At 44.2% G+C, this 22,764-nt stretch carries 20 protein-coding genes and 1 pseudogene; 8 read left to right on the top strand and 13 right to left on the bottom strand.

Annotated elements, in window-relative coordinates:
• Nucleotides 1-335: 335 nt before the first annotated feature.
• The 3 genes from SHEWMR4_RS16785 to SHEWMR4_RS16775 form a co-directional block, all read right to left on the bottom strand.
• Nucleotides 336-1,970: an SEC-C metal-binding domain-containing protein gene (locus SHEWMR4_RS16785; protein WP_011623949.1), complete on the bottom strand. Its 1,635-nt coding sequence runs from the start codon at nucleotides 1,968-1,970 to the stop codon at nucleotides 336-338.
• Between the two features lie 248 nt (nucleotides 1,971-2,218).
• The gene (locus tag SHEWMR4_RS16780) at nucleotides 2,219-3,718 is read right to left on the bottom strand and encodes a hypothetical protein (protein WP_011623948.1); all 1,500 of its coding nucleotides are present in this window, start codon (nucleotides 3,716-3,718) and stop codon (nucleotides 2,219-2,221) included.
• Entirely contained in the window at nucleotides 3,718-5,370 is a 1,653-nt protein-coding gene (locus SHEWMR4_RS16775; RefSeq protein ID WP_011623947.1) for a hypothetical protein, read from the bottom strand. Before SHEWMR4_RS16775 ends, SHEWMR4_RS16780 begins: the two co-directional genes overlap by 1 nt.
• 285 nt (nucleotides 5,371-5,655) lie before the next feature.
• Between SHEWMR4_RS16775 and SHEWMR4_RS21275 the strand changes: the two genes are divergently transcribed.
• The 3 genes and pseudogenes from SHEWMR4_RS21275 to SHEWMR4_RS20835 all read left to right on the top strand — a co-directional run bounded on the left by SHEWMR4_RS21275 (nucleotide 5,656) and on the right by SHEWMR4_RS20835 (nucleotide 7,970).
• The gene (locus SHEWMR4_RS21275) at nucleotides 5,656-5,790 is read left to right on the top strand and encodes a transposase (protein ID WP_413540369.1); all 135 of its coding nucleotides are present in this window, start codon (nucleotides 5,656-5,658) and stop codon (nucleotides 5,788-5,790) included.
• 120 nt (nucleotides 5,791-5,910) lie between these two features.
• A pseudogene (locus SHEWMR4_RS16770) lies at nucleotides 5,911-6,816 on the top strand (IS3 family transposase); the annotation flags it as partial.
• A 266-nt stretch (nucleotides 6,817-7,082) separates the two neighbouring features.
• Nucleotides 7,083-7,970, top strand: coding sequence for an HNH endonuclease (locus tag SHEWMR4_RS20835; protein ID WP_011623945.1), 888 nt, complete (start codon nucleotides 7,083-7,085; stop codon nucleotides 7,968-7,970).
• 35 nt (nucleotides 7,971-8,005) lie between these two features.
• On the opposite strand, the gene SHEWMR4_RS16760 is transcribed toward SHEWMR4_RS20835, so the two are convergent.
• Nucleotides 8,006-9,259 carry a DNA cytosine methyltransferase gene (locus SHEWMR4_RS16760; RefSeq protein WP_011623944.1) on the bottom strand — a complete coding sequence of 418 codons (1,254 nt, stop codon included), beginning with the start codon at nucleotides 9,257-9,259 and terminating at the stop codon, nucleotides 8,006-8,008.
• Nucleotides 9,260-9,545: 286 nt separating this feature from the next.
• On the opposite strand from SHEWMR4_RS16760, the gene SHEWMR4_RS16755 reads away from it, so the two are divergent.
• On the top strand, nucleotides 9,546-9,782 hold the full coding sequence (locus tag SHEWMR4_RS16755) for a helix-turn-helix domain-containing protein (RefSeq protein ID WP_011623943.1): 237 nt from the start codon (nucleotides 9,546-9,548) through the stop codon (nucleotides 9,780-9,782).
• 69 nt (nucleotides 9,783-9,851) lie between these two features.
• Here the strand turns inward: SHEWMR4_RS16755 and SHEWMR4_RS16750 are convergent, their stop codons facing one another.
• From SHEWMR4_RS16750 to modA, 6 genes are all read right to left on the bottom strand, one after another.
• A complete protein-coding gene (locus SHEWMR4_RS16750) occupies nucleotides 9,852-10,112 on the bottom strand; it encodes a hypothetical protein (protein ID WP_011623942.1) in 261 nt (86 codons plus the stop codon).
• 76 nt (nucleotides 10,113-10,188) lie between these two features.
• Nucleotides 10,189-10,521, bottom strand: a complete 333-nt coding sequence (locus SHEWMR4_RS16745) for a hypothetical protein (protein WP_011623941.1) — start codon at nucleotides 10,519-10,521, stop codon at nucleotides 10,189-10,191.
• 64 nt (nucleotides 10,522-10,585) lie between these two features.
• Nucleotides 10,586-11,860 carry a tyrosine-type recombinase/integrase gene (locus SHEWMR4_RS16740; RefSeq protein ID WP_041409147.1) on the bottom strand — a complete coding sequence of 425 codons (1,275 nt, stop codon included), beginning with the start codon at nucleotides 11,858-11,860 and terminating at the stop codon, nucleotides 10,586-10,588.
• A gap of 223 nt (nucleotides 11,861-12,083) precedes the next feature.
• On the bottom strand, nucleotides 12,084-13,169 hold the full coding sequence (gene modC / locus SHEWMR4_RS16735) for a molybdenum ABC transporter ATP-binding protein ModC (RefSeq protein ID WP_011623939.1): 1,086 nt from the start codon (nucleotides 13,167-13,169) through the stop codon (nucleotides 12,084-12,086).
• Entirely contained in the window at nucleotides 13,163-13,900 is a 738-nt protein-coding gene (gene modB, locus SHEWMR4_RS16730; protein ID WP_011623938.1) for a molybdate ABC transporter permease subunit, read from the bottom strand. Before modB ends, modC begins: the two co-directional genes overlap by 7 nt.
• Nucleotides 13,900-14,685, bottom strand: a complete 786-nt coding sequence (gene modA / locus SHEWMR4_RS16725; RefSeq protein WP_011623937.1) for a molybdate ABC transporter substrate-binding protein — start codon at nucleotides 14,683-14,685, stop codon at nucleotides 13,900-13,902. The genes modB and modA overlap by 1 nt, the downstream gene beginning before the upstream one ends.
• Nucleotides 14,686-14,887: 202 nt before the next feature.
• On the opposite strand from modA, the gene SHEWMR4_RS16720 reads away from it, so the two are divergent.
• Nucleotides 14,888-15,667 (top strand): TOBE domain-containing protein, encoded by a 780-nt coding sequence (locus SHEWMR4_RS16720; RefSeq protein ID WP_011623936.1) that lies wholly within the window; start codon nucleotides 14,888-14,890, stop codon nucleotides 15,665-15,667.
• 17 nt (nucleotides 15,668-15,684) lie between these two features.
• On the opposite strand, the gene queG is transcribed toward SHEWMR4_RS16720, so the two are convergent.
• Entirely contained in the window at nucleotides 15,685-16,866 is a 1,182-nt protein-coding gene (gene queG, locus SHEWMR4_RS16715; RefSeq protein WP_011623935.1) for a tRNA epoxyqueuosine(34) reductase QueG, read from the bottom strand.
• A 164-nt stretch (nucleotides 16,867-17,030) separates the two neighbouring features.
• Here queG and SHEWMR4_RS16710 point away from each other — a divergent pair, with 164 nt between their 5' ends.
• Nucleotides 17,031-17,828: a substrate-binding periplasmic protein gene (locus SHEWMR4_RS16710; protein ID WP_011623934.1), complete on the top strand. Its 798-nt coding sequence runs from the start codon at nucleotides 17,031-17,033 to the stop codon at nucleotides 17,826-17,828.
• A gap of 1 nt (nucleotide 17,829) precedes the next feature.
• On the opposite strand, the gene SHEWMR4_RS16705 is transcribed toward SHEWMR4_RS16710, so the two are convergent.
• Nucleotides 17,830-19,770: a GGDEF domain-containing protein gene (locus tag SHEWMR4_RS16705; RefSeq protein WP_011623933.1), complete on the bottom strand. Its 1,941-nt coding sequence runs from the start codon at nucleotides 19,768-19,770 to the stop codon at nucleotides 17,830-17,832.
• Nucleotides 19,771-19,884: 114 nt separating this feature from the next.
• On the opposite strand from SHEWMR4_RS16705, the gene SHEWMR4_RS16700 reads away from it, so the two are divergent.
• Together SHEWMR4_RS16700 and SHEWMR4_RS16695 are read left to right on the top strand one after the other, a co-directional pair.
• Entirely contained in the window at nucleotides 19,885-20,412 is a 528-nt protein-coding gene (locus tag SHEWMR4_RS16700; RefSeq protein WP_011623932.1) for a phosphatase PAP2 family protein, read from the top strand.
• A 24-nt stretch (nucleotides 20,413-20,436) separates the two neighbouring features.
• On the top strand, nucleotides 20,437-20,871 hold the full coding sequence (locus SHEWMR4_RS16695; RefSeq protein ID WP_011623931.1) for a DUF3069 domain-containing protein: 435 nt from the start codon (nucleotides 20,437-20,439) through the stop codon (nucleotides 20,869-20,871).
• Nucleotides 20,872-20,939: 68 nt separating this feature from the next.
• Here SHEWMR4_RS16695 and SHEWMR4_RS16690 read toward each other — a convergent pair whose 3' ends face one another.
• Nucleotides 20,940-22,628, bottom strand: coding sequence for an NAD-dependent malic enzyme (locus SHEWMR4_RS16690; protein ID WP_011623930.1), 1,689 nt, complete (start codon nucleotides 22,626-22,628; stop codon nucleotides 20,940-20,942).
• Nucleotides 22,629-22,764: the final 136 nt, after the last annotated feature.

Below are 22,764 nucleotides of genomic sequence, written 5' to 3'. Positions count from 1 at the left end.
GACACGATTCTGAACGCCTAAGCTAGTTAGAAGTCAGATATGAGTCAAAATCTGACTATTTATGCAGTTCTGTTTGCATAATCGAAGTCTATCGATAAAATCGAGCAATTCGCTTCGAAAACAGCTTAAATCTGCTCGAAAACACACGGTTTCTGCATGTTAAGATATATTAAAATGCAGGACGCATAGTGTGAGTCATATAATGGTGTTGTTGGTTACTTCTGTGACATTGTACGTCGGTACTGCATGAGATGAGACCAACTACGGTCTAGTATAGTTAGTGGCGATTCAACTATGAGCTTATGAGTCGTCTTCAGTTTTGTGGAGATTAATGTTTACTTTCCGCAACATTGTTTGTATTTCCGTCCAGAACCACAATTGCATGTTTGGTTCCTGCCAATTTTGGGTTTGCCCAGTTGAAGATGTCTTTGAGATACCTTAAATTTGTGATTATTGGGCATATAGAAGAAAGCTTTAAGTGCCATTTCCTTCTCTGGATAATCCAATTCTGAAAATTGATGTATAGCTTTGGCCATAGCTTCCATTGATTCGTAAGGTGAACCGTTAGCTTTAAACTGCATATAAAATGCTATCAGATCATTCTGTTCTTTTACATTCAAACTGGGAAAACTGATTAGTCTATCGATTTCTTTTAGATATTTACTGACGATTACCTCAATCTGCCTTCGCAAGATTTGTGGGCATTTGGGGTCGCGGTAACTCTTGACTAACTCCCAAATTCCTTTTTTGATTTTCGCTGTATCTTCACCTGCAGTCTTGAGTTGGATCTGTCCAAATTCCAATGTAGCGATAGCGTCATCGTTGATTTCTAGATAACGAGTGTAGTATTCCAAAGCTCGGTGATGACTCTTACTCAAAGCAGAGGCCCTGCCTGCACTAAGGAGGGCGAGTGCATGGTTATTGTTTATAGCCTTCTCTATAAATTCCCAGTATTTTTCTAACTCTCCGGATTGTCGATATATCTCTGAAAGCTTGTATTGTGACTCTGGGTATCCACAGTTGGCAGCCTCGATTAGCAGTTCAATTGAGCGAGCCTGATTTTTTTCAACCAATTCGCCGGCACTGTACACATCGCTGAGCACATTTTGGGCCAAAGGGTTACGCATGTTCGCCGCTTCTTCCAAAAACTCCAATGCGCACTGTTTATCACTTATGTCAGCATCTTTCTTGTTTATTACGAAATCGCCAAAATAGGCCTTTGCCATAACATTTCCGTGGCTAGCACAAAAATACATATGATCTATTGCTTTGACCATATCCGGCTTACAACCTAGCCCCTGACCATAAACTAGACCAAGAACAAAGCGACTATCTAAATGGTTGAAGTTAGATGATGACTCTAAGAGATAAAGTGCATTCTTTAAATGGTCATGTTTGTCGGTGTTTGATCGTCTCAAAGTATCGAGTTCATGGTTTATTCTAAGTTGATTTCCTTCTATAAGGGATATCGCTACCTCAAATTTTGCTTGGGGATCATTGTTGAAAATGGCTTGATAACTTGCTTCTTGTAGAGCCATCTCAGTTGGTTCTTCAAAGTGATATTGTGAAGTTACAGCACCATGTACAGAAAACCTGATTAGGTTGATTGTATCGCATAAAGTTAACAATACTGTTCTGGCCTGATTAACTAAATCCTGTTCATTATCTGCAAATTGCTCTGGATGCGCCGCTCTATTGCCAGACTTTCTGATTGTGTGTAAGTAGTGAACAATTTCGTGATTAACATGTCTTTTTTTTTCGAGTTCAATTAGCAATCCATACAAATCCACTTCATCAGTAGCATTTTGGAACTCTTCTAGAAGGTTATAAGCGATATTCGTTGCGATTGCTCTCAGTAGAATAAGAGTCTGAATCGGTGCAGATTTATAAAGACGTTTAGCTCGATTGTATATTTCACTAATTTCTTGGTCGAACACACGAACCAATTCTGAGTCGCTTATTGAATTCAATTAAAAACCATCCTGCTTTGTTAACCTAGATTATGTTCTGTCACTACATAGTTCTAACAGTACGCATATAGTGAACTCAAATTAACATCTAGATAAAGTTTAGGAATTTGCAGTTCTTTCTCTCTTTTTCTTTGAAATGCAAATTTAAATTTATTGTGTCTAGTAATTGTGAGGCTTGTAATTGCTAGACTCTTTTCTTGTAGCTGAAATAGATTTTCCATAATCTATCGACTATTTACTGTGGCGATTCAGTGGTTATTTAACACTTTTGAATATTCTTGCTCAAGATATTCATCGACAGCATCCGCATCAATGTGACCAGCTTTATACCATGCATTAACTTCCTTATATGCCAAATGCCCGAATCTTACCCACCCGATCAAATTGGTTCGAAGTAAAAATTGAACCATATCACCACCAGAACGAAGCGCTGCATCCCCAGCATCGACAAGACATAAAGAGCCATGTGCCACTAGTAACATTCGCCTAAGCTCTGGGTTGTTAGCGGTCGGAATACAGTCAGCCCACTCTGCTTTATGATATAAGCGTTTTTTACATACCCACATGATCCTAGTGAGCAGTTCAGTTATTAGAACTGGTATTGCCATCGCTAAACCATGTCTGAAATCGTATCCTTGCTCAAAAACCTTAGTCGCAATAGTTGCAAATGTTTGCTTATGCTTACCAAATTCGCCTACGTCAATTAATAACAACCAGTTGTAGAAAGGAATTGGAATTCCAGTACCTCTTGACGATGAACCCGATGAACCTGCCATATCCGAGAAGAGATGGCCGAGCCAATTGACAAAGCCACAGAACACTTTAGCGATAATATTGCTTCCCTGCAGCTCAAAGCTCTCTGTTTCTATTGTAATAATTTTACCGTTCGAGACAAAAGTAGAGGTATTAGTAAATTGGTTAAGTATTGAGAAGAACAAACCAACTAAATCTGGTGAATGACCAAGACTTTTAAGATGATGATTTTTTGGTGATAGATTATCGACTAAACCGTCAGTACCATTTTTTCCATAGGTTGTCGCTTGGTCGTAATTCACCTTGAATTTTCTTTCAAGGAAGCCAATTGCACTCTTAGTTGCATTCCCCTCTCCAGCAGCGCCTTTCCATCCAAACGCTTTGGCGAACATTTGGACAGATTGGTCTACAGCTTTATCTGTAAAGGTTGTCAGCTTACCTTGGCCAGGCAAACCAACAAAAAAGACATCAATTAGCCCTCCAATAACGCCGCAAGTGCCTGCGATCAAATAATCATACTTGTCACAATTAGCATTTTTGTAGGTGAATTCGTCTTTTATACGCTTTTCGAGAGAAATACGTTGGGTTGGTGTAAGCAACCGATTGAAAGGATCATGCTGTAAATCAATATTGTGTTTACTTGCATACATTTCGATGTTGTTTACATAAGAATCCCAAGAGATATCCTCATCAAATGCGGGGGCGTCTAAAAGAGTAATTTGCGATACTTTGAACCTATTTGAAGGCGGGCCATCATTCACATAATCTAGCACGTCAGATGATATCTCAGTTGTTTGTGCATCAAAACAGACACCACTTTCCGCTAAGAGTGCCTCCATATCTGCCAGCATACTGTCCAGAGTCTGCTCATTACCTTCTTGAACGCCAAGTAAAGCATTTAGTGCTGCATCTAGTTCAGAGATTTTATAATCTGCACTATCAAGTTGGTGCTTTTGCACCAACATGACTGATATTTGACTATCTTTTTTTTCCATTAGGAAAACAACCCTGCAACCTTACTTTTAAGTACATCAGCCACTTTAAAGTAACCTATAGCATCAAAGATTTTAGCCAACCTATCAAGCTGCTCTGTGGTAATATCTTGTTTTAAAACATACACATCTATACTTTTTTCAGAACCATCTACAAGCTTGGTAATATTTTTTACTTCGTAAAATGACATCACCAAGTTATAAAGTTGTTGTTTCGTCGGCTCTGAGGTTAGTGATTTTAATTTAGATAGGTCTAATTCTTTTGGGCAGCTGAGTTTTATGTAACTATTATTGGTAGCATTTGATTTAGCATTTAAGACGCCTGCTGCTCCATTCAATGCACTAATCATTTGCATTAACTTTACAACTTTTGCATCCTGCACGGAGAAGTTCTGCAATGCTTCGTTGAGCTTAGCTGTAATTATATTTAAATCTTCAATCAAGTATGAGATAGTTCTTTGAGTTTGCTTTATAATCTCATTTAGCATCAACTCTCTACGCTTAGCCTTATCAAGCTCATTTGCTCCGGTAAGGTGGCGAATGCCCTTATATGCTCCAACACCTATTAGAACAGCAACTCCAATTCCAGTTGCCATGCTTGAGAATCCCAAAGCACCGCCTAGACCAAGCGTTGCCAATCCTGATGTTAAGCCAGCAGCAGACAAACCAACTACTGATCCTGAAAGATATACTGCAGCCAATGGCACACCAACTGCACCAGCTTTGGCACCTAACTCTTTAATACCTCTTTTTAACGCATCATCGGTGAAATCGTCTTTCAGCATTGAAAAATCAAGCTTAATAGCTTGTATAGCAAGCTCAATTTCTTCATCAGTTACACCAAAAAGTTTTTGATTTTCTTTCAAAAATGGGCAGTCTAAATATTCGCCATTATTTACGCTCATATGGACGTTAATAATGTCCTTTACCAGAGAGATTTTGATTGATTTGTTATGACTAGCTTTCGATTCTGCATCTATAATGCCCAGTAAATTCTCTATGGAAAATAAGTTTTCAATTGAGGCTAGATAACCTCTAAGCTCGAATCTAGAGTCTTTCGAAAGTTCCAGCCTAGTCATAAGCTGAAGAATTTCAGCATACTCTTTGTGATCAATCACACCGTCATCAGAAAATGCCATGTTTATAACAATCTGCACATACGCAACTTTTAATCGCTCAGACATTTCAGATAAAGTTATAAGCTGGTCTTCCTCTTCAAATGAATCAAAATCTTGAACAGCCGAATTTAAAACTTCCGCCAGCTTCTCATAATTACAATCCAATAAGCCACTCAGCTTGACTGTGTTTCCATCTTTCTTAATAAAATCAATACACTCTTCAACTTTCTCTTTGCCTTTATCTGAAACGGATACGTTTCTTACATACTTTACCGTTTCAATCTCTGTAAAACTCATTGAGAATGGAGCATCGAAAGCATTTTTGACTACAATTTTTTCACCGGTTACAGCAAAGCCATCTTTTGCGCTACCAAATAACGTATTGTCATAAATTGCAATTATCGCATTGATAGAATCTACCAACTTCATAGACTCAGCAGCATTGTTTAATTTTTTTGTGGGAATTTCTGGTGCAACAAAGACATTAGAACTTACTGCAGAAATTTTTTCTTTTAGATATACGTTAACATTGCTCATACACCACCTCTAAGATCCATTATGGAGGGAAAGGATTAAAAAGAGACTGAAAAAGTCTTTTCTATTTTACTAAAGGCAAGGAAAACGTATTCATGATAGTTAAAGGCTTGCTAACATTACGTCCCTGAATTAGCTAATTGAGCTAATCTAGCTGCTAATCACTGATTTGAAAAGCCTTTACATAATAATTTTATTGACTACAAAATAGCGTTTTTCAAAACTGTGATCTGAATAGCCACTGATTTCCTAGACACCTTTTAGTTCGATAAACTAGCTAAAAAAGAGGTGTCCATTAGCCATAAACGTTACCCCGAACAATTCAAAATCGAAGCAGTAAAGCAAGTCACTGTTGCCGGTCATTCTGTTGCTGACGTTGCTCAGCGTTTAGGTACCACCACACAGTCTTTACGCCTGGATTAAGCGCTCTGGTCCTGACTCAGAGGAACACCTTCAGAAGTCTGCGGAGTCCGCCGAAATTCGACGATTACAAAAAGAGCTTAAGTGTGTTACTGAAGAACGTGACCTGTTAAAAAAAGCCGCGTCGTACTTCGCAAGCCACCCCGAGTAAGATACGCCTTTATCCAAGAGCATCATCACAGCCACTCTGTGCGACAGTTGTGTCAGCTGTTTGATGTTCATCCGAGCGGGTATTACGCGTGGAGGGGCTGCGCAAAGTCGAAGCGACAATGTAACAATGAACGACTTATAGGCCAACTCAAACAATGTTGGCTTGAGTCTTGTGGTGTCTATGGATACCGTAAACTCCATCGAGATCTGCGTGATCTTGGCGAGCAATGCGGTATTAATCGTGTACATCGCCTGATGCAGCGAGCAGGACTGCGAGCGCAAGTTGGCTATCGCAAGCCTAGAACTCGTAGTGGTGAGCAGCATGTTGTAACGCCAAATCGCTTAGAACGGCAATTCAACCCCTTAGCGCCGAACAAAGTGTGGGTGACGGATATTACGTACATCAAAACGCATGAAGGTTGGCTCTATCTTGGCGCTGTAATGGACTTGTTCTCACGTCGAATTATTGGTTGGTCAATGGGCCGTCGTATCACCAAAGAGCTTGCGTTATATGCTTTATTAATGGCGGTATGGCGTCGTAAACCTGCTGGCAAAGTGTTGGTTCATTCAGATCAAGGAAGCCAATACACGAGCCATGATTGGGGTGAGTTTCTAAGCGCTCATGGTTTGGAAGGTAGCATGAGCCGTCTAGGCAACAGCCATGATAACGCAGTAGCAGAGAGTTTCTTTCAACTGCTGAAACGTGAACGAATTAAGCGAAAAATCTATGCGATCAGGGACGACGCAAAGATGGATGTGTTTAATTATATTGAGATGTTTTACAACCCGAAACGACAGCATAGTTCCAATGATGGGCTATCACCGTTAGAGTATGAACGTCAGTATTTTAATGAGGCTAAAAGTCGTCTAGTGAAGTAGTGGCTATTCAGTGTCTTAAACATAAGGTAGCTCTCAGCTTTATACAAATAATCTGACTATTAAACACTAATGAGTGGTGTTGTTGAACTGTAGTTTACCTGTTTAGTCTGCTCTCAGATTTTTTAGTTACCTGATTTTGTTGTGAATTATTGATTCTTTTCATCCCTGTAAACTTACCGGTTGGCAAGTTGGCAAAAGTATGCCAATATAAAACCGGTGAGTTTACAGGGTGAATCCTAGTTCATAAAAATCTGAGGTATTTCTATATGCCAGCAATGACTCTACAAGAGCTACAGAGCTTTAATGCAATCAATGGTGCTCAGTCTACTGTTACTGAAAGAGAAGCTACAGGAGACAAGTCTGTTACGGTTGATCAGTTTGAAAAGCAGGTGTTATCGACAGTATACCCGCTGGATAGCTTTACCAGAGCTGGTGGAGTCGCTCCTGATGGAAAACCAAGTAAGTTCACATTTTATGTATACGATCTGAAAACTCAAACGTACAAACCTGAAGAGCTTGCAATCAAATATCCTAAAAAATCAGGCTCTGAATTACGTTTATACTTTAATAGGGCTAGTGAATTTTATCCTGATGAAAATGAGACTTGGTTTATTTTTACTAGGGAAGGTGAAGCTATTCCATTTATCGGAAGTGCTCCTGCAAATTCGTACTTAAACTTTACATCGGCTGACATCCAACAAAAAGCATATGAAGTTAACGCCTCTATAGATGATGTAGATGAAGAGTTCGTGCGTGCAGTTTTATCGCCCGAAGCACAGAAAGATGCAGTAGGGCGGCAGGTTATTGTTCATAATAGAAATGCAGCGAAAGCGGCAAAAGTAGTTTGTGGGGCAAATTACAAATGCCAAGTTGATGTCAATCATTCAACCTTCATTTCTGCATCATCTGGTAAAGCATTTGTTGAAGCCCATCACTTAGTGCCTGTGGCAAAATCACCTGATTTCGATGTCTCGCTCGATGTAGAACCAAATATTGTGGTTCTATGTCCTAATTGCCATCGAGCGATTCATTACGCTGAGAGCCAGTATAAAATAGAACTGCTTACACGATTTTATAATCAGCGAATCAATGAGTTAAGACAGTGTGGTATTGATTTGAGCCTTGAGCAGCTTTTCAACTATTACGGAGTTTAGCTTAAGAACAGTGATTGAGTTTAGAGAGAACTCAATCACTGATTAAGCCCGTATTGTTGAACAATCTCTGATGAAATTCGTGATACAACAGGTACGACTACTGAGTTACCAAATTGTTTGTAAGCTGGTGTCTTAGAGCTTGGAACCCAAAAGTTTTCAGGGTAACCAAATAGATTCGCACACTCTTTGATTGTGAGTTTCCTAGGGTTACGTCCATCTTGGGGGATTAAGCATTCTTTTCCATCTTTACCGTATCTGGCTACGATAGTATTTGATGGTCTATTCAAATCCGCTACATGTGCAGTAAAACCCGTTCCTCTGTCCAAATTCCTTTGAGTCCGATTGATATGGCCTTCCCATAAACGGTCAGATATTGTGTATTCTTCCATTAATTCTGCCGTAAGTTCTTCTAGCGCATCCCGAAGTGGTATTGGCTCTCCTTCAAACTCAGGAAACTTGAATGCCCCAAATTCTTGAAAAACATCCTCCCTAACGCAGACCATAAAGCATCTTACTCTTCTCTGTGCTACCAACGTCTCGGAATTCACCAACTTATAGTAGAACCTATAAGATTGTTTACCCTCAGCCTCTTGTCCTAAATTTTCCATTGTCTCTTTTATGACCGAAAATGTTTCGCCATTGTTATGTGAAACTATATTCTTAACGTTTTCCATGAAGACAATTTTGGGTTGTTTTACAAACGCAATACGAGCGATGGAATGAAAGAGTGTGCCTTGAGTTTCACAATCGAACCCATGTGCTAAACCTAATGCAGATCTAGCCGATACCCCTGCGTGACTAAAAGGTTGGCATGGAAATCCACCCGCTAAGACGTCATGATCTGGTATCATTGTCTCAATAAATTCGTTGCTAACACCTTGAGCTGTGAATTGGTTTATATCCCCAAAAGGTGTTTTACCGTAGTTATTAAAATACGTAATCTTTGCTGATTTATCCCATTCCGACGAAAATACTGCTTTGCCACCTTGGCTGGTTAATGCCAAGTTAAAGCCACCAATTCCAGCAAATAAATCAATAAATTTAAAGTGCTCTCTCTCTTGAGCATATCTGATAAATTCGTTCTTAATTTGGTCAAATGTTATTTTTTGCTGTGAGCAAAACTCATTAACAAATTGGTTTATAGCTGATTTGTCGTTATCAGATAGCCCATATGCGTGATTTGGATTTAGAAGATAATGAGTTACCTTTGCTTGAAGCTCCTCATCTTTTACAGGACTGCGCAGTACTGCAAGTTCGTTTTGTATGTGTTCAACTAGCTGCTGATACATTAGTTTTTCCTTAATGATCGACTTATTTTGCGCCTCAGCTCATTTTGCGAGGCATTATACAGCAAATCGAGGTTTGTAAAGTGAAAGCTCTGCTGGTAACCCATCTTGCGGGATACTATTTAGTTAGATTGATTTGATCCCATAAAGATTAAAGTATTCTTTAGGTGAATGATGAAATAGACATATCCATTAAATGTAAAAATGTGGACGTATGTGACTCATAGTCGGTTGTGCCTAAGGCAAAGTTTTGGGAACATCCTGTCTATTGTTATGTGTAGGACTGACTATGAGTATTAAACTGGCAACAGCGGTAACGTTAAGGCAATTGCGCAATGAGGCTGGGTTAAGCCAAGAACAATTGGCAAGGCAATCTGGTATTGATCGCACCTACATTTCGGGAGTTGAACGCTCCATTCGTAACATCACCCTTGATTCGCTTGAAGGGCTTATTGGCGCACTAGGCGTGACTTCTGAAGAGTTTATCCGTAGGTTACATGATGAACTGATAAAACATAGGCCATAGCTGCTCAGTTTGAGTCACTTTCATAGGCTGCTAGCATCACAGATAATACGTAGTACCAAAGTGACGGGGTTAAGCCAACTCATTAACTAACACAATCATAGAGTTATCATATTTTTTGTTTCCTTGAATAACTCTATTGGCTTCGGTCTCGGCAGCGTACCAAGCCTGACCCAGCTCAGAATCCGGAGCCTGCTTGTAGGCGAAATAACATTCTGCGGGGTCTAAATTGTTTTCCTCAAAGTAAAGAACCGCTAATTCCAATCCCTCCTGCGCCAGATAGTCTGGAACATCACCAACACCTTCAGCGCCTAACTCAAACTTATTCATCATATTATTCCTATACTTCATTTGGATTCAAATGCTTGCAATAGCCAGCGCGAAATTCATCTGGATTGTGTGCCAATGATTAATGTGCCGTAGCTAATTGTCTCAGATATGTCGTTAATTCTGATGGGCTTTCAGTTGCCAGTACCACTTCGCTCCCTTCATCTGCGTATATTTCTGGCTCAGTATCTGTTCCTTCATTGGTGGCTGTCATTACGACATAGCGCTCTTGCCCAAGTTCGCGGCTATCAGGTTCTTCATAGTCGACCCAAAGGACTAGGTACTGGGAACCTGCTTTAAAAGTAAAACTAGGGCAGACATCATTGTGCCAACTCTTATCAACCAACCATGGGAATTCGGAATGGTCAAAGCCTAAATTAAAGCTTTCACCAAACTCGCGTTTATATAGTGTCATTTTAAGCTCCTGAATTTGTAAGCTACGTATGTGATTGGAGGTCTGGTTAAAATGCTGATGTGGTTTAGATACAACCCACTTTTTTGTAGTGTGCTTCCCACTTTTTATACTTTTCCTTCAATATATTAAGGTGCTTATCACTGCGTTTTCTAATCGATTTTTTGACTGTTACTTCACCGAGGTCAACACCAGATAACTCTTTACTGAACATCTTAGGGATTACATGGCTATAGTGCTTTTCAATCATTGCAACACTAGTACCACATTGTTTAGCCAAGACTTCCATATTCACCCCCGCTAAGAGTTGCCAAGTGATATAGCTGTGGCGTAAGGAGTAAAGCGACCTATCACCATGTGGGGAGTTCTTTAAACCTGCACTGATTAGCGCCTTTTCAAAGGTTTTCGTCAGCTCATTAGTTGTACTGCCATCGGCTAATCGGAAGAGTTTGTCTGTGGGCTTCCTGTTTGGGAATCGTTCGCGTAATGATTGTAAGCTTGACAGGACTTCTTCACGACACACAATCTCACGAGTGCCAGTATGCTTTATGGTTTTGCCCTTGGTGACAGTAATAAAGAACTGAACGGCAATGCCATTGGTCTGGAAGCGTATATCACCCCACGTTAGATTATCCATTTCAGTACCCGCTCTGATGCCGGTGTAGACTGCAAATTCCATGTAATCGATGAGCAATTCACGGATTTGTCTGGTCTTTTCTTTACGGCTGTTTTCCTCCAAGGCAACCACGGCATCAAAGGCTTTTTCATACTCTTCTGGTGTGAAGTGCGCACGGCGCTGTGATTCTACACCTTTAGTCGATAGGGATGGCACTTGAGCGGCTAGCATCCACTTCTGGTCTACCGCTTCTTTGAACACTAACTGCATGGCAGCATTGTGGTTCAGTAGCGTCGACTTTGCTGGCTCACGGCCGAATTGCTCTATTCGCCATAAGTCAAATGCTCGCAGTTTCTCAGTGTCGATAGAGGTGATGTAAGTGCGGTCGAAAAAGGGGATGTGATACTTGCGAAGTACCTGCATATAAGTCGTGTACTTCTCGATATCCTTACCATTGTCGATAGACTGTTGCATAGTCTTAATGGCCTTATCTGCCACATCACGAAAACGTTTCGAGTTAACGAGAAGGTTACGTTCAGCCATGAACTCTAATTCCATTTGTAGGCGGTGAGCCATGGCTATGGCTTTTTCTTTTTCCTTTTGCTTTGTGGCTTTAGCAATCCACTTGCCAGCAACTTTAATCCGAGCGTACCAACGCTCGCTATTGTCCTGCTTATAGACGTATAATTCGTCTGAAATATCATGCCGTTCGAGTTGTTTGCTCATGGTCAGAGTCTGATATGGGTTTTGCAAAGAATTTGCAAAGTGCGATAATGATGTCGTAACGTGCTGAAAAATAAAAGTGGTTTTAAGCACTATCTTTTCAAAATCCGCCGCCCTTAAAAGCGTGACGGTTCGAGTCCGTCCTCTGGTACCATCCCTTCCAAAGGGAATCAAACCGACCTAGAGTCGGTTTTTTTGTGTCTGAATTTTGCTCCAAATATTCAATTCAGTGGGATTCGGCAATATCCATTTGCGTCATAGTCACGCCTTTGATTTGGGCATAGATAGCCTTTCCTGGAATGAGTTGTAACTCATCTCGTGCCCATGGGGTGATGTTGGCCCATAGCTCGTCTTTACCTAGGGCAATTTTAAGTTGAATTTGCTCGCCATTATCGCTGGGGTAGAGCTCTTTTATTTTTCCTCTGAGTAAGTTACGAATACTCGAGCCTTTAGGTTCCTCTGTGCAAACCGATACATGGTTCGCTTGAATGCGCACCTTTAACTGCTTATGGGTGGGGGGCAGTTGGCCACTGACCCAGAGCTGATTGCCATCATCCATCAACAGCCTTGTCATTGGATAATCAGGATGTCTGTCGGCGATTCTGGCGCTCAGCAGAGAACTCAGTTCCTGTAATGGCACCCAGGGGCGCATTTGTTCACTATTCCATACCTGTGTTAGCGGTCCTTGGGAGATCATTTTTCCTTGATGCAACACCAACATATGATCGGCGAGTTGTAGGATTTCATCCAAGCTGTGGCTCACATAGACGATCGGTAGCTTTAATTCCTGCGCTAGGGTTTGTAGGTAAGGCAGCAATTCGCGTTTTCGTGGTAAATCGAGGGAAGCTAATGGCTCGTCCATCAATAACATTTGTGGCGATGTGAGCAGGGCACGGCCAATGGCAACCCGTTGTTTTTCGCCGCCAGACAGTGTGCTGGGATAGCGGCTTAAAAGTTTTTCTATGCCCAGTAGCGAGACCACTTTGTCGAACAATTCAGGCGTTTTATGACGCATCCCATAGGTGAGATTGCCCTTCACACTGTAATGGGGAAATAACCTCGCTTCTTGAAAGACATAGCCAATTCGGCGTTTTTCAGGGGGCAGATTAACGGTTTTATGTTTAAACAACAGCGTATCGCCAAGGCTAATTTCGCCTTTGTCCGGGGTGGTTAATCCGCCGAGTAAATTCACTAAGGAGGTTTTTCCTGCTCCTGAGCGGCCGAATACGGCGGTGACGCCCTGTAACGGCAATTGGGTGTTCACCTTGAGTTGTAGTTGGCTGAATTGTTTTTCAATATTGATGTTTAACATACACTTGCTGTTCTTTTGAGGGCTTTTTTTGTGAGCCATTGGGAGGCGAGTAGGGAGGCCAGCGCTATCACTATCGAGATGATACACAGGCGCATTGCCTGATATTCCGCTCCCGGTGTTTCGATAAAGGAATACATGGCCAGCGGAATGGTGCGAGTTTCGCCGGGAATATTGGAGACGAAGGTAATGGTCGAGCCAAATTCCCCAAGGCTGCGGGCAAAGGCGATGATCATCCCTGAGACTATGCCGGGCGAGGTGAGTGGCAGGGTGATGGTCAAAAATACCCGCCAGCGGCTGCTTCCCAAGGTGCGCGCCGCCTGTTCGAGGCGAATATCAACGGTTTCGAAGGATTGACGTATGGCTCTGACCATTAAAGGAAAGGAGACCACTGCGGCGGCGAGTGCCGCGCCGCGCCAGCTAAAGCTAAAACTTAACCCAAACCAGTTATATAGCCACTGCCCGATGACGCCCTGACGCCCCATACTGATGAGTAGCAGGTAACCCACCACCACCGGCGGTAACACCAGTGGGAGATGTAGGAGACTGTCGAAGATAGCCTTACCGGGAAACTCCACGCGTGCCAGCAACCAAGCGCAAAAAATGCCTAAGGGTAAGCTGGCCAGCACGGCAACCGCTGAGACTTTGAGGCTCAGCAGCAGCGCGGCGGTTTCGTATTCGCTGAGGAGTGGCCCGTCAAACAGCGAGCCACTGACTAAAACATCACTCAGCACTAGTTCACTCCAAAGCCGTATTTTTCAAATACTGCTGTGGCGCTTGGGCCTTGAAGGTATTGATTAAAGTCTTTAGCGCTGGCAGTGGATTCCAGCTTCGTTAAGGCGCTGGGATATTCAATCGGGCTATAGCTGGTCGCGGGGAAGGTCGCCACAATTTTAATTTTTTGCGCGACTTTGGCATCGGTCGAGTAAACGATACCGAGCGGGGCTTCGCCCTGTTCCACTAATGCTAAAGCGGCGCGGACATTGTTTGCTCTTGCAAGCAGTGGTTCTGCGGTTTTCCAAAGATTCAGGTTTTCAAGCGCTTGCTTGGCATATTGTCCGGCTGGGACATGGTCAGGGTCGCCCACCGCTAAACGGCTGCCATTGACCGCTGCCTTAATATCCCAATCGCTGTTCAGTGTGACTTGGTTTACCGGGCTGTTCTTTTCGGCAATCAGCACTAAGGTATTTTTTAACAGGGTAATACGGCTATCGGCATTGACCGCCTTGGCCTCGACGAGGTAATCCATCCATTTTTGGTTGGCGGAGATAAACAGATCGGCGGGCGCACCATTAGCGATTTGTTTGGCGAGTGTTGAGGAGGAGGCAAAGGAGAAAATCACTTTCGTTTGATGTTCCTTTTCGTACTGCTGGCCAATCTCATTAAGCGCATTCGTGAGGGATGCGGCGGCAAAAACCGTCACTTTTTCTTGGTCTGCGGCAAAGCTGATGCTGCAACTGAGGGCTAAGCCAACGACTGAGGCTGTGGTAAAACGAATAAAGTCTTTGAGCGAGCTCATGGTGTTCCTCCGTGATAAAAAGTGATCGTTATATACCAATCTATATATCGATCATTCAAGTCCCGATGCGTAAATTAGTGATCTCGGCTCGGTTTATTGGCGAAAACGCTAATACCTCGGCGGAGAATTCCGACCGTACGTATTGGTATCTCAAGATTGATCGGGGACAATAGCATTCACTTAAGCTAAGGCGCGCAGGAACATGGACTTACACGCACTACTGACATTGTCATTGGGGGACAAACCCTTCGCCAATCCTCGGCGGATAGCTTTGCTACGCCAAGTGGCTAATACTGGGTCTATCAGCCAGGGCGCTAAGTTGGCTGGGATCAGCTATAAGGCCGCCTGGGATGCGATAAATGAGATGAACACGACTATGCCCGAGCCTGTCGTCAGCAGCGAAAAGGGTGGTAAGGGCGGTGGTGGTGCCAAACTTACCGAGTTTGGTGAGCGTTTACTTAAGGTGTATTCCATCACCTCGCAGGTGCAGGAAATGGCGCTGTCGGCGTTGCTGGATGATTCGGTCGATATGCACAGTTTGTTGGATGTGATGGCGCATTTCTCCCTTAAAACTAGTGCTCGCAACCAATTAACGGGGCGTATCCACGGCATTGAGCCGCTCGGCTTGAATGACAGTCTGAAGGTGACATTGGCGGGTGGGCAGCAGATCCAAATCTCAGTGACCCATGCCAGTTTTGAGCGTCTGCAGTTAGCCTTGGACCAATCGATTCTATTGTTGTTTAAGGCACCCGCGGTGACGGCCAGTCGTGATGCCAGCCAGAGCATTGGGCAAAACTGCGTCAGTGGGCACTTACTGAGTGTGACCGAACTTGCCGATAAGGCTGAGTTAGCGATAGAGATTGGCGCTAAAGAGATTATCTATTCGGTGATGCCACTGGCCGATATTCAAACGCTCAAAGTTGGTGAGCCTTGTTTTGCCTGTTTTGATGCCACACAAGTGATTGTTGCCAGTATGAATTAAGGCATGCAGCGAGAATGCTAGGCATCCCGTGGTAAGCCTTTTTGAATGACCCGAACCAGTCGCTCCGTTTTACGGTTATTGGCTTGTGAGCCGCCCGCATGTTGCCGCGCTAGGGCCCAATTGATATGTTCTTTCACCATTTCATCGATATCTGCTTGGGCTTTACGTTGCTCAAGGGCGGCGATGATTTGCGGCGAACTCGGCGCATTGCCAAGGGCGACGGCGATATTGCGTAACCAGCGCTGATGACCAATACGGCGAATGGCGCTGCCTTCGGTCTGTTTAAGAAACTCGGTTTCGCTCCACGCAAATAAGGTGAGCAGTTCAGGCTGCTTGAGTTTAGGCCGAATGTGAAAATCACTCTCCTGAGTCAGCGGCGCCTCGCGATTGACCGGGCACACCAACTGACAATCGTCACAACCGTAAATGCGATTTCCCATTAAGGGGCGAAACTCCTCGGGAATGGCACCCTGCAATTCGATTGTCAGATAAGAAATACAGCGCCGTGCATCCACGGTATAAGGCTCGACTATGGCGTCTGTCGGGCAGGAAGTGATGCAGGCGACGCAGGTGTTGCAGTCTTCTTGGATTGGAATGTCTACGGGTAAGGGCAGGTTGATCAGCAATTCCCCAAGGAAGAACCAACTGCCCGCATCGTGATTAAGGATAAGTGAGTGCTTACCTGTCCAACCTATGCCAGCTTTTTCGGCGAGTGGACGTTCCAGCACTGGGGCCGAATCGACAAAGGGCCTGAAGTCGGCGGCATCGAACCCCAAGGCGACAAGCTCGCTACTGATTTGATCGCCCAGCTTTTTTAACCGGGCACGGATGAGTTTGTGGTAATCCCTGCCGCCTGCGTAACGCGAGATATAGCCCATATTCGGCGAGGCTAAGTTAGTGGCAAACCCCGCCTCTGGCGGCAAATAATCCATCCGAGCCGAAATCACTCGAACTGTGCCAGGGTGCAACTCGTGGGGGCGGGCACGCATCATACCGTGTGTGGCCATGTAACCCATTTCCCCGTGATACCCCTTATCTAACCAAGTCTGCAATTTAGCTTCTTCTGCAGTTAAGTCGGTGTCGCAAATCCCTATTTGGGCAAATCCGAGCGCCTTTCCCCAATGCTTAATTTGTAAAGCGAGACGGGATAGGGTGGCGGCATCGGGAATATTGGTGGGAGAGGTTGCGGTGGTCGACATGGAAAAGGCATTGGACTTGAGAAGAATGGCTCTATGATAGCAGTTTTAAGCTGTGGTGGACGAGTTTAGTACTCATCAGATTTAAGCCAAACAGCAATTCTCGCTTTCTTCTAAATATAAATTAGATCTATGATTGGTGGTAACTTTCCCCTTCGGTCTTGTCTATGTGGTCGACCCTCAGTAAACACTGTTACTGCCTGCTGTTGTTTATAAGCTTAGGTTATTCTGGGCTTAGCTTGGCGGCAATGGAGCGCATGCGCTTAGTGACAGAGGCTTGGCCTCCAATGAGTTTTGAGCAAGAGGGTGTGCCTACTGGTTTTGGTGTTGAGTTGGTCAATCAATTGCAAACTCGCCTTGGGCTGAGGGAAAAAATCGAAGTCTTACCTTGGGCGCGGGCCTACTCGATTGCTAATTCTGCACCGAATGTGTTGCTGTTCGCCACTTCCATCAGCGATGAGCGGGAGAGCCATTTCGATTTTATTGGCCCCATTGCCACCAGTAAAATTACCCTCTACGCCAGAGCTGACGATCCTATTAGCATCAATCAATTATCTGAAGTGAGTGCGGCGGGGATCGTCGGTGTTTATCGGGAGTCTATCGGCGCGCAGCTGCTGCAACAGCAGGGTATCGATGCGTTATTAGTGGCGAGTTTTCCGCAGCAATCGGCAAAACAGTTGTTGTTTTCACGGGTGCGGTTCTGGTGTCAGGCCGATTTGGCGGTCAAGCATATACTGCAAGATATCGGCGCGAAGGAATCGGATATCAAACCCGTTTATGTTATCTCTGAAATCCATCTTTATCTGGCTTTCTCAAAAGGAACGTCTGCGGACACAGTCCAGCGTTGGCAAGCCGAGTTGGAAAAATTCAAGGAGTCGGGGGACTTTGCTCGGCTCTATCAAAAATGGTTTGGCGCCTTACCGCCACCCCTCGAGCATCAAATCTTTTGGCATCGAAATACTTAAGTTAGTCGGTAGCCTTTGCAGCTTTTACGCAGTTTCTTCCGGCGTTTTTTGCTTCGTAGAGGGCATTGTCGGCTCGTTTTAGTAAACGGGCAAAGCTATCATCTTGAGGCTTTGCCTCAGGACTTAAGGTGGCAACCCCTGCACTGACAGTCAGTTTTAACTCTTCCGGTAAATTAATGGCGCCATAACGGCTGATTAAGCTTTGTAATTCATGGGCCAGTTCCCAAACGCGTTCAGCGGTAGTATTGGGTAATAAAATCAAAAATTCCTCACCGCCGATCCGGCCAATCAGATTGCGGTCCGCGGTTAATTCTTTACACGCCTGGGCTATGGTTAACAGGGCTTGATCGCCAATTTCATGGCCGAAATTATCGTTAATCTTTTTAAAATAATCCGCATCGAAAATAATCACAGATAAAGGTGTTTTTTGTTTGAGGGCCTGCTGAAAATATTGCTCCGCTTGGGCGTATATATGCCTGCGATTGGGCAATTGGGTCAGATAATCTGTTAAGGCTATGGTCTGTAGGTGACGGTTACGGTGCACTTGCTTGTAGGCAAAGAGTGACACTATCGCCAAAATACAGCCCGTGAGCAGCAGGATAATCAGTTGCAGTGATTTATTTTTCTCGAGCAGTGCTAACTCTTGTTCTTTTAATTTTTGATTATCGAGCAAGCGTTTGTTTTCCGATTCGATCCTGCTGGTATCGAACTTCACTTTTAGCTCGGTTGTTTGATGCGCCGTGGAGCTGTTATCGACTTTCTTTGTTAGATCAACAAATTGCTGAAGAGTATGGTAGGCATGTTGTAAGTCCCCCATCGCGGCATAGATGTCACTTTTTAGTTGTAAAAGTTGGATTAGGCCACGGTCATTATGCATGGTACGAAATGCCTTTTCGGCGGAGGTCAGTTCTTCTAGTGCTTCTTGGTAAAGGCCTTGCTGATAGCGGATTTTCCCCATAAAAAGTTTCATAAAACTATAAGACCCAGGCTCTTTTTCTGTAATGTCGAGCGCAGCTTCTTTTAAATATTTTTCAGCTTCTTCTAAACGATTTAATTGAATCAGGCTGTAGGCAATATTGGTCGCGTTGATTGCGGCAATAAGCTTATATTTATGGTCTTTAAAATACTGGTAACTAAAGCGAAAGTTTTCTATTGCCTGTTCATGTTCACCCATTTCATCTAGGGCGATTCCAATATCCGAGGTGACACTGGCAACTTGATCCAAGTTGCCATTTTTTAAATAGAGATTTTTGATTTTTTGATAGTATTTTATGGCGCTCTCAGGGTCGCCATAGCGCCTAAAACTGGTGGCTATGTCGGTTAAATTTATATTGGCCCAGCCCGTGAGATTTAATGATTCATACAGCCCTTGAGCCGTGACGAGATCGTCTAATGCCTCTGAAAAGTCGCCAATGTAGGAATGTAGAGCTCCACGAAGGCTGCGCGCATCGGCAATGAGTTTTATATCCTCGTGCTCATATGCACTTTTTACGCTCTTACTATAGCCTTCCATTGCACCATTAATGTCACCACTAAGCTGTAAAAACCAAGCATGACAAAGGGTGACATCGATAACGAAATGCGGGGAAGCACTTGGCGAAATCTGTGTCAGTATTTGTTCGGTATGCTTGAGAGAGCGCGAGACGTCAGCTTCGGTCTCAGAAGGCTGATTCCAGCATTTGAGCTGATTCAGTTTTTCGATACGAACTGTATCATCACTTGAAATGAGTTTTTCCAGCAGAGATATATTTTGCTCGATAGATTCACGGGTCATGCTCTCGCCACTATCGAATAATGCAAAAATCTGATCGACTCGTGTCTTTTCTTCAGCAATAGCAACTCTTAGCGGCCCTATAAGCAGCATAAGACAAATGGCTAAATATCGTAGGCTATATCGCAAGTGAGAGGTTTCCTGTTCACGCTGAAACAGATAGCTAATCATTATCTTAGCATAAACTTTTTACGTACTGTTTACATGCGAAGTTTGCAATTTTTGCATTCATTCCGCTATCAAGGTATAAACGTCGCCTTGGATCTCACCCATTAAGGAAAACCCTTGAAAAAATTACTCTGTGCCGCTCTGTTGCTGTTCACAGGAGCGAGTTGGGCAAACTCGGATGATATCGAAACCTCGGGCGATGTGGTGCATCTACTCTTGCCTGCAACGGCTTTGGGCGCGACCCTATTCTATGAAGAGGGAAATGAGGGATCGTGGCAATTACTGAAGGCTGCAGTCTCGAGCCGAGTGATTGTTGAAGGACTTAAACTGGGTGTCAGTAAGGATAGACCCGATGGCAGTGGTGATGATTCTTTTCCGTCAGGGCACACCTCGGACAGCTTTATGGCGGCCACTTTTATTCAGCAGCGTTATGGCTGGCAATATGGCCTGCCTGCGTATCTTGCTGCGACTTATGTGGGCTATACCCGAGTCGAGAGCGATAAGCATTATTTAGAAGATGTGCTCGCAGGCGCAGCTATTGGCGCACTAGCGGGTTGGTATTTTACTGAGCCTTACAAAGGGATCACAGTGACACCTTTAGCCCACAATGGGGTCTATGGTTTATATATTAGTGGCCAATTTTAAGCCGCTTAGGATAAGAGAGTAATTATGGCTGAAGTATCAGTTGAGTACCGTGAAACCGCCGAGCGCATTGCTTACAATGTTGCCAATAAAGTGCTACCTATGGCAAAAATGCCTGAGAGCCTGTTAGCGGCTTACCAAGGTTTATGTGCCGAACTGTTAGCAGACAGAGAAGCTAAATTTGGCCAAGCGTGGGAAGCATTACCCACCAGTGCGCGCAATTTGATGCCACAGGCTGAATTTCATGGTTTTTATATCGCTAACGCTTGGTTACAACTGAGCCGTGTCGCCCAGGAGATTTCTGAGCAGGCAGAGACGGATGAAGCCATAAACGAGAAAGAATATAACGGTATTTTTACTCGTTTAGCCGATGAGTCGCTCAAGGAGTGTGTGCGTAAATTAAAGAAAGCACGTACCGACCGTTCAATGCTAAATAGCTTTAAACAGGTGATGGCGTCTTAATTCATCAGATGGCGCAGCATAGCAAAAGCCCGTCGATTGACGGGCTTTTTTTTGGATAATATCTGAAATTAGAAAGATGTACGCTTATAACGGCGGTACTCTGGCTTCCAGAAATTATCTTCGATAGATTGCATCAGCAGCTCATCACTCGCAGGCAAGGATAATCCTTGCTCAATCGCCACTTTACCGACGGCAAACGCAATATGCTTACTTACTGAGTGAATATCTTCCAGTTTTGGCAGGAGTGGCCCTGAGCCATTAATGGCTAACGGTGAGCATTCGGCTAATGCGCGGCTCGATGCCATTAACATCGCATCCGATACATGGCGGGCACCTGAGGCGAGTACACCTAAACCAATGCCTGGGAAGATAAAGCTGTTGTTACATTGGGCGATTTCATAGGTCTCGCCATCGACAACCACAGGTTCAAACGGGCTACCCGTTGCCACTAATGCTTGGCCAGAAGTCCAGTGCAGAATGTCTTTTGGCGTTGCTTCAACGCGGCTAGTTGGGTTTGACAGTGGGAAGATAATCGGACGTTCGCAGTGGCTATGCATTGCGCGAACAATCTCTTCAGTAAACAGACCCGGTGCGCCCGATACGCCAATCAACACCGTTGGTTTAACGTTATTGACCACATCGAGCAGTGAAATATTGTCGCTGAAGTTATTCCAGTGGCTGATATCGGCACATTTTTGAGCCAGTTTTTGCTGGAATGGCAACAGGTTAGGCATGTTGTCGAGCAGCAGGCCCCAGCGGTCAACCATACAGACTTGGCTGCGTGCTTGCTCGTCGCTGATACCCTCTGACACCATTTGCGCGACAATGGCTTCGGCAATACCGCAACCTGCGCTACCAGCGCCCAAGAAGGCAACCCGTTGTTTGTTCAGTTCAGTGCCAGCGGCCTTACAGGCGGCGAGTAATGAACCAACAGTGACTGCGGCAGTGCCTTGAATGTCATCGTTAAAGCAGCAGTATCTTTCCTTATAACGCTCAAGGATCGGCATCGCGTTCTTTTGGGCAAAGTCTTCGAATTGGATCAGGGTGTCTGGCCAACGTACATGCACGGCTTGCATAAAGGCTTCGATAAACTCTGCGTATTCTTCGCCGCCAATGCGTGGATGACGCCAACCCATGTACATAGGGTCTTCCAGCAACTGTGGATTGTCGGTCCCTACGTCTAAGGTGATGGGCAGTGTGTATGCGGGGCTGATCCCACCACAGCTGGTGTAGAGCGACAATTTACCAATAGGGATCCCCATGCCGCCAATACCTTGGTCGCCTAAGCCTAAGATGCGCTCACCGTCGGTCACAACGATGATTTTTACTTTTTGGCGAGTCGAGTTATTGAGGATGTCGTCGATTCTGTCTTTATTCGGGTAGGAGATGAACAGACCACGGTTACGGCGATAGTTTTTCGAGAAGCGCTCACAGGCCAAACCTACCGTCGGGGTGTAGATAATTGGCATCATTTCGCTGATGTGGTTTTGCACTAAACGATAAAACAGGGTCTCGTTGGTGTCTTGAATGTTGCGCAGATAGATGTGCTTATCGAGATCGTTATTGAAACTTCTGAACTGATCGTAGGCGCGGGAAGCCTGTTCTTCAATAGTTTCAATGGCATAGGGCACTAAGCCTTCGAGGTTAAAGAAAATACGCTCTTCTTCCGAAAATGCACTGCCCTTGTTAATCAATGGCGCTTCAAGAATGGCAGGTCCTGCAAACGGAAGATAGAGGGGGCGTTTATTATCGTCCATGGGTAACCTTTGAGTTATTGTTTAAGTGGTTCGGTACGTGCTTGAGACGTGCTGTAAGTCACGTAAGATTATCATGAAATGTGATCTTTGTTGCCTGTGTCTTACGCTATTTGTGGCTTTTTTTGCAGCAGACATC

This window comes from Shewanella sp. MR-4 (assembly GCF_000014685.1).
Lineage (GTDB): Bacteria > Pseudomonadota > Gammaproteobacteria > Enterobacterales > Shewanellaceae > Shewanella.
This window is presented reverse-complemented; position numbering and strand designations above follow the sequence as displayed.

What these genes read in the sequence shown, in the direction of transcription:
- modC (WP_011623939.1), bottom strand. Translation starts at nt 13,169, where the DNA reads ATGTTAAACATCAATATTGAAAAACAATTCAGCCAACTACAACTCAAG.
- SHEWMR4_RS20835 (WP_011623945.1), top strand. Translation starts at nt 7,083, where the DNA reads ATGCCAGCAATGACTCTACAAGAGCTACAGAGCTTTAATGCAATCAAT.
- SHEWMR4_RS16740 (WP_041409147.1), bottom strand. Translation starts at nt 11,860, where the DNA reads ATGAGCAAACAACTCGAACGGCATGATATTTCAGACGAATTATACGTC.
- queG (WP_011623935.1), bottom strand. Translation starts at nt 16,866, where the DNA reads ATGTCGACCACCGCAACCTCTCCCACCAATATTCCCGATGCCGCCACC.
- SHEWMR4_RS16775 (WP_011623947.1), bottom strand. Translation starts at nt 5,370, where the DNA reads ATGAGCAATGTTAACGTATATCTAAAAGAAAAAATTTCTGCAGTAAGT.
- SHEWMR4_RS16705 (WP_011623933.1), bottom strand. Translation starts at nt 19,770, where the DNA reads ATGATTAGCTATCTGTTTCAGCGTGAACAGGAAACCTCTCACTTGCGA.
- SHEWMR4_RS16780 (WP_011623948.1), bottom strand. Translation starts at nt 3,718, where the DNA reads ATGGAAAAAAAAGATAGTCAAATATCAGTCATGTTGGTGCAAAAGCAC.
- SHEWMR4_RS16750 (WP_011623942.1), bottom strand. Translation starts at nt 10,112, where the DNA reads ATGATGAATAAGTTTGAGTTAGGCGCTGAAGGTGTTGGTGATGTTCCA.
- modA (WP_011623937.1), bottom strand. Translation starts at nt 14,685, where the DNA reads ATGAGCTCGCTCAAAGACTTTATTCGTTTTACCACAGCCTCAGTCGTT.
- SHEWMR4_RS16710 (WP_011623934.1), top strand. Translation starts at nt 17,031, where the DNA reads ATGTGGTCGACCCTCAGTAAACACTGTTACTGCCTGCTGTTGTTTATA.
- SHEWMR4_RS16760 (WP_011623944.1), bottom strand. Translation starts at nt 9,259, where the DNA reads ATGTATCAGCAGCTAGTTGAACACATACAAAACGAACTTGCAGTACTG.
- SHEWMR4_RS16695 (WP_011623931.1), top strand. Translation starts at nt 20,437, where the DNA reads ATGGCTGAAGTATCAGTTGAGTACCGTGAAACCGCCGAGCGCATTGCT.
- SHEWMR4_RS16745 (WP_011623941.1), bottom strand. Translation starts at nt 10,521, where the DNA reads ATGACACTATATAAACGCGAGTTTGGTGAAAGCTTTAATTTAGGCTTT.
- SHEWMR4_RS16755 (WP_011623943.1), top strand. Translation starts at nt 9,546, where the DNA reads ATGAGTATTAAACTGGCAACAGCGGTAACGTTAAGGCAATTGCGCAAT.
- SHEWMR4_RS16720 (WP_011623936.1), top strand. Translation starts at nt 14,888, where the DNA reads ATGGACTTACACGCACTACTGACATTGTCATTGGGGGACAAACCCTTC.
- SHEWMR4_RS16690 (WP_011623930.1), bottom strand. Translation starts at nt 22,628, where the DNA reads ATGGACGATAATAAACGCCCCCTCTATCTTCCGTTTGCAGGACCTGCC.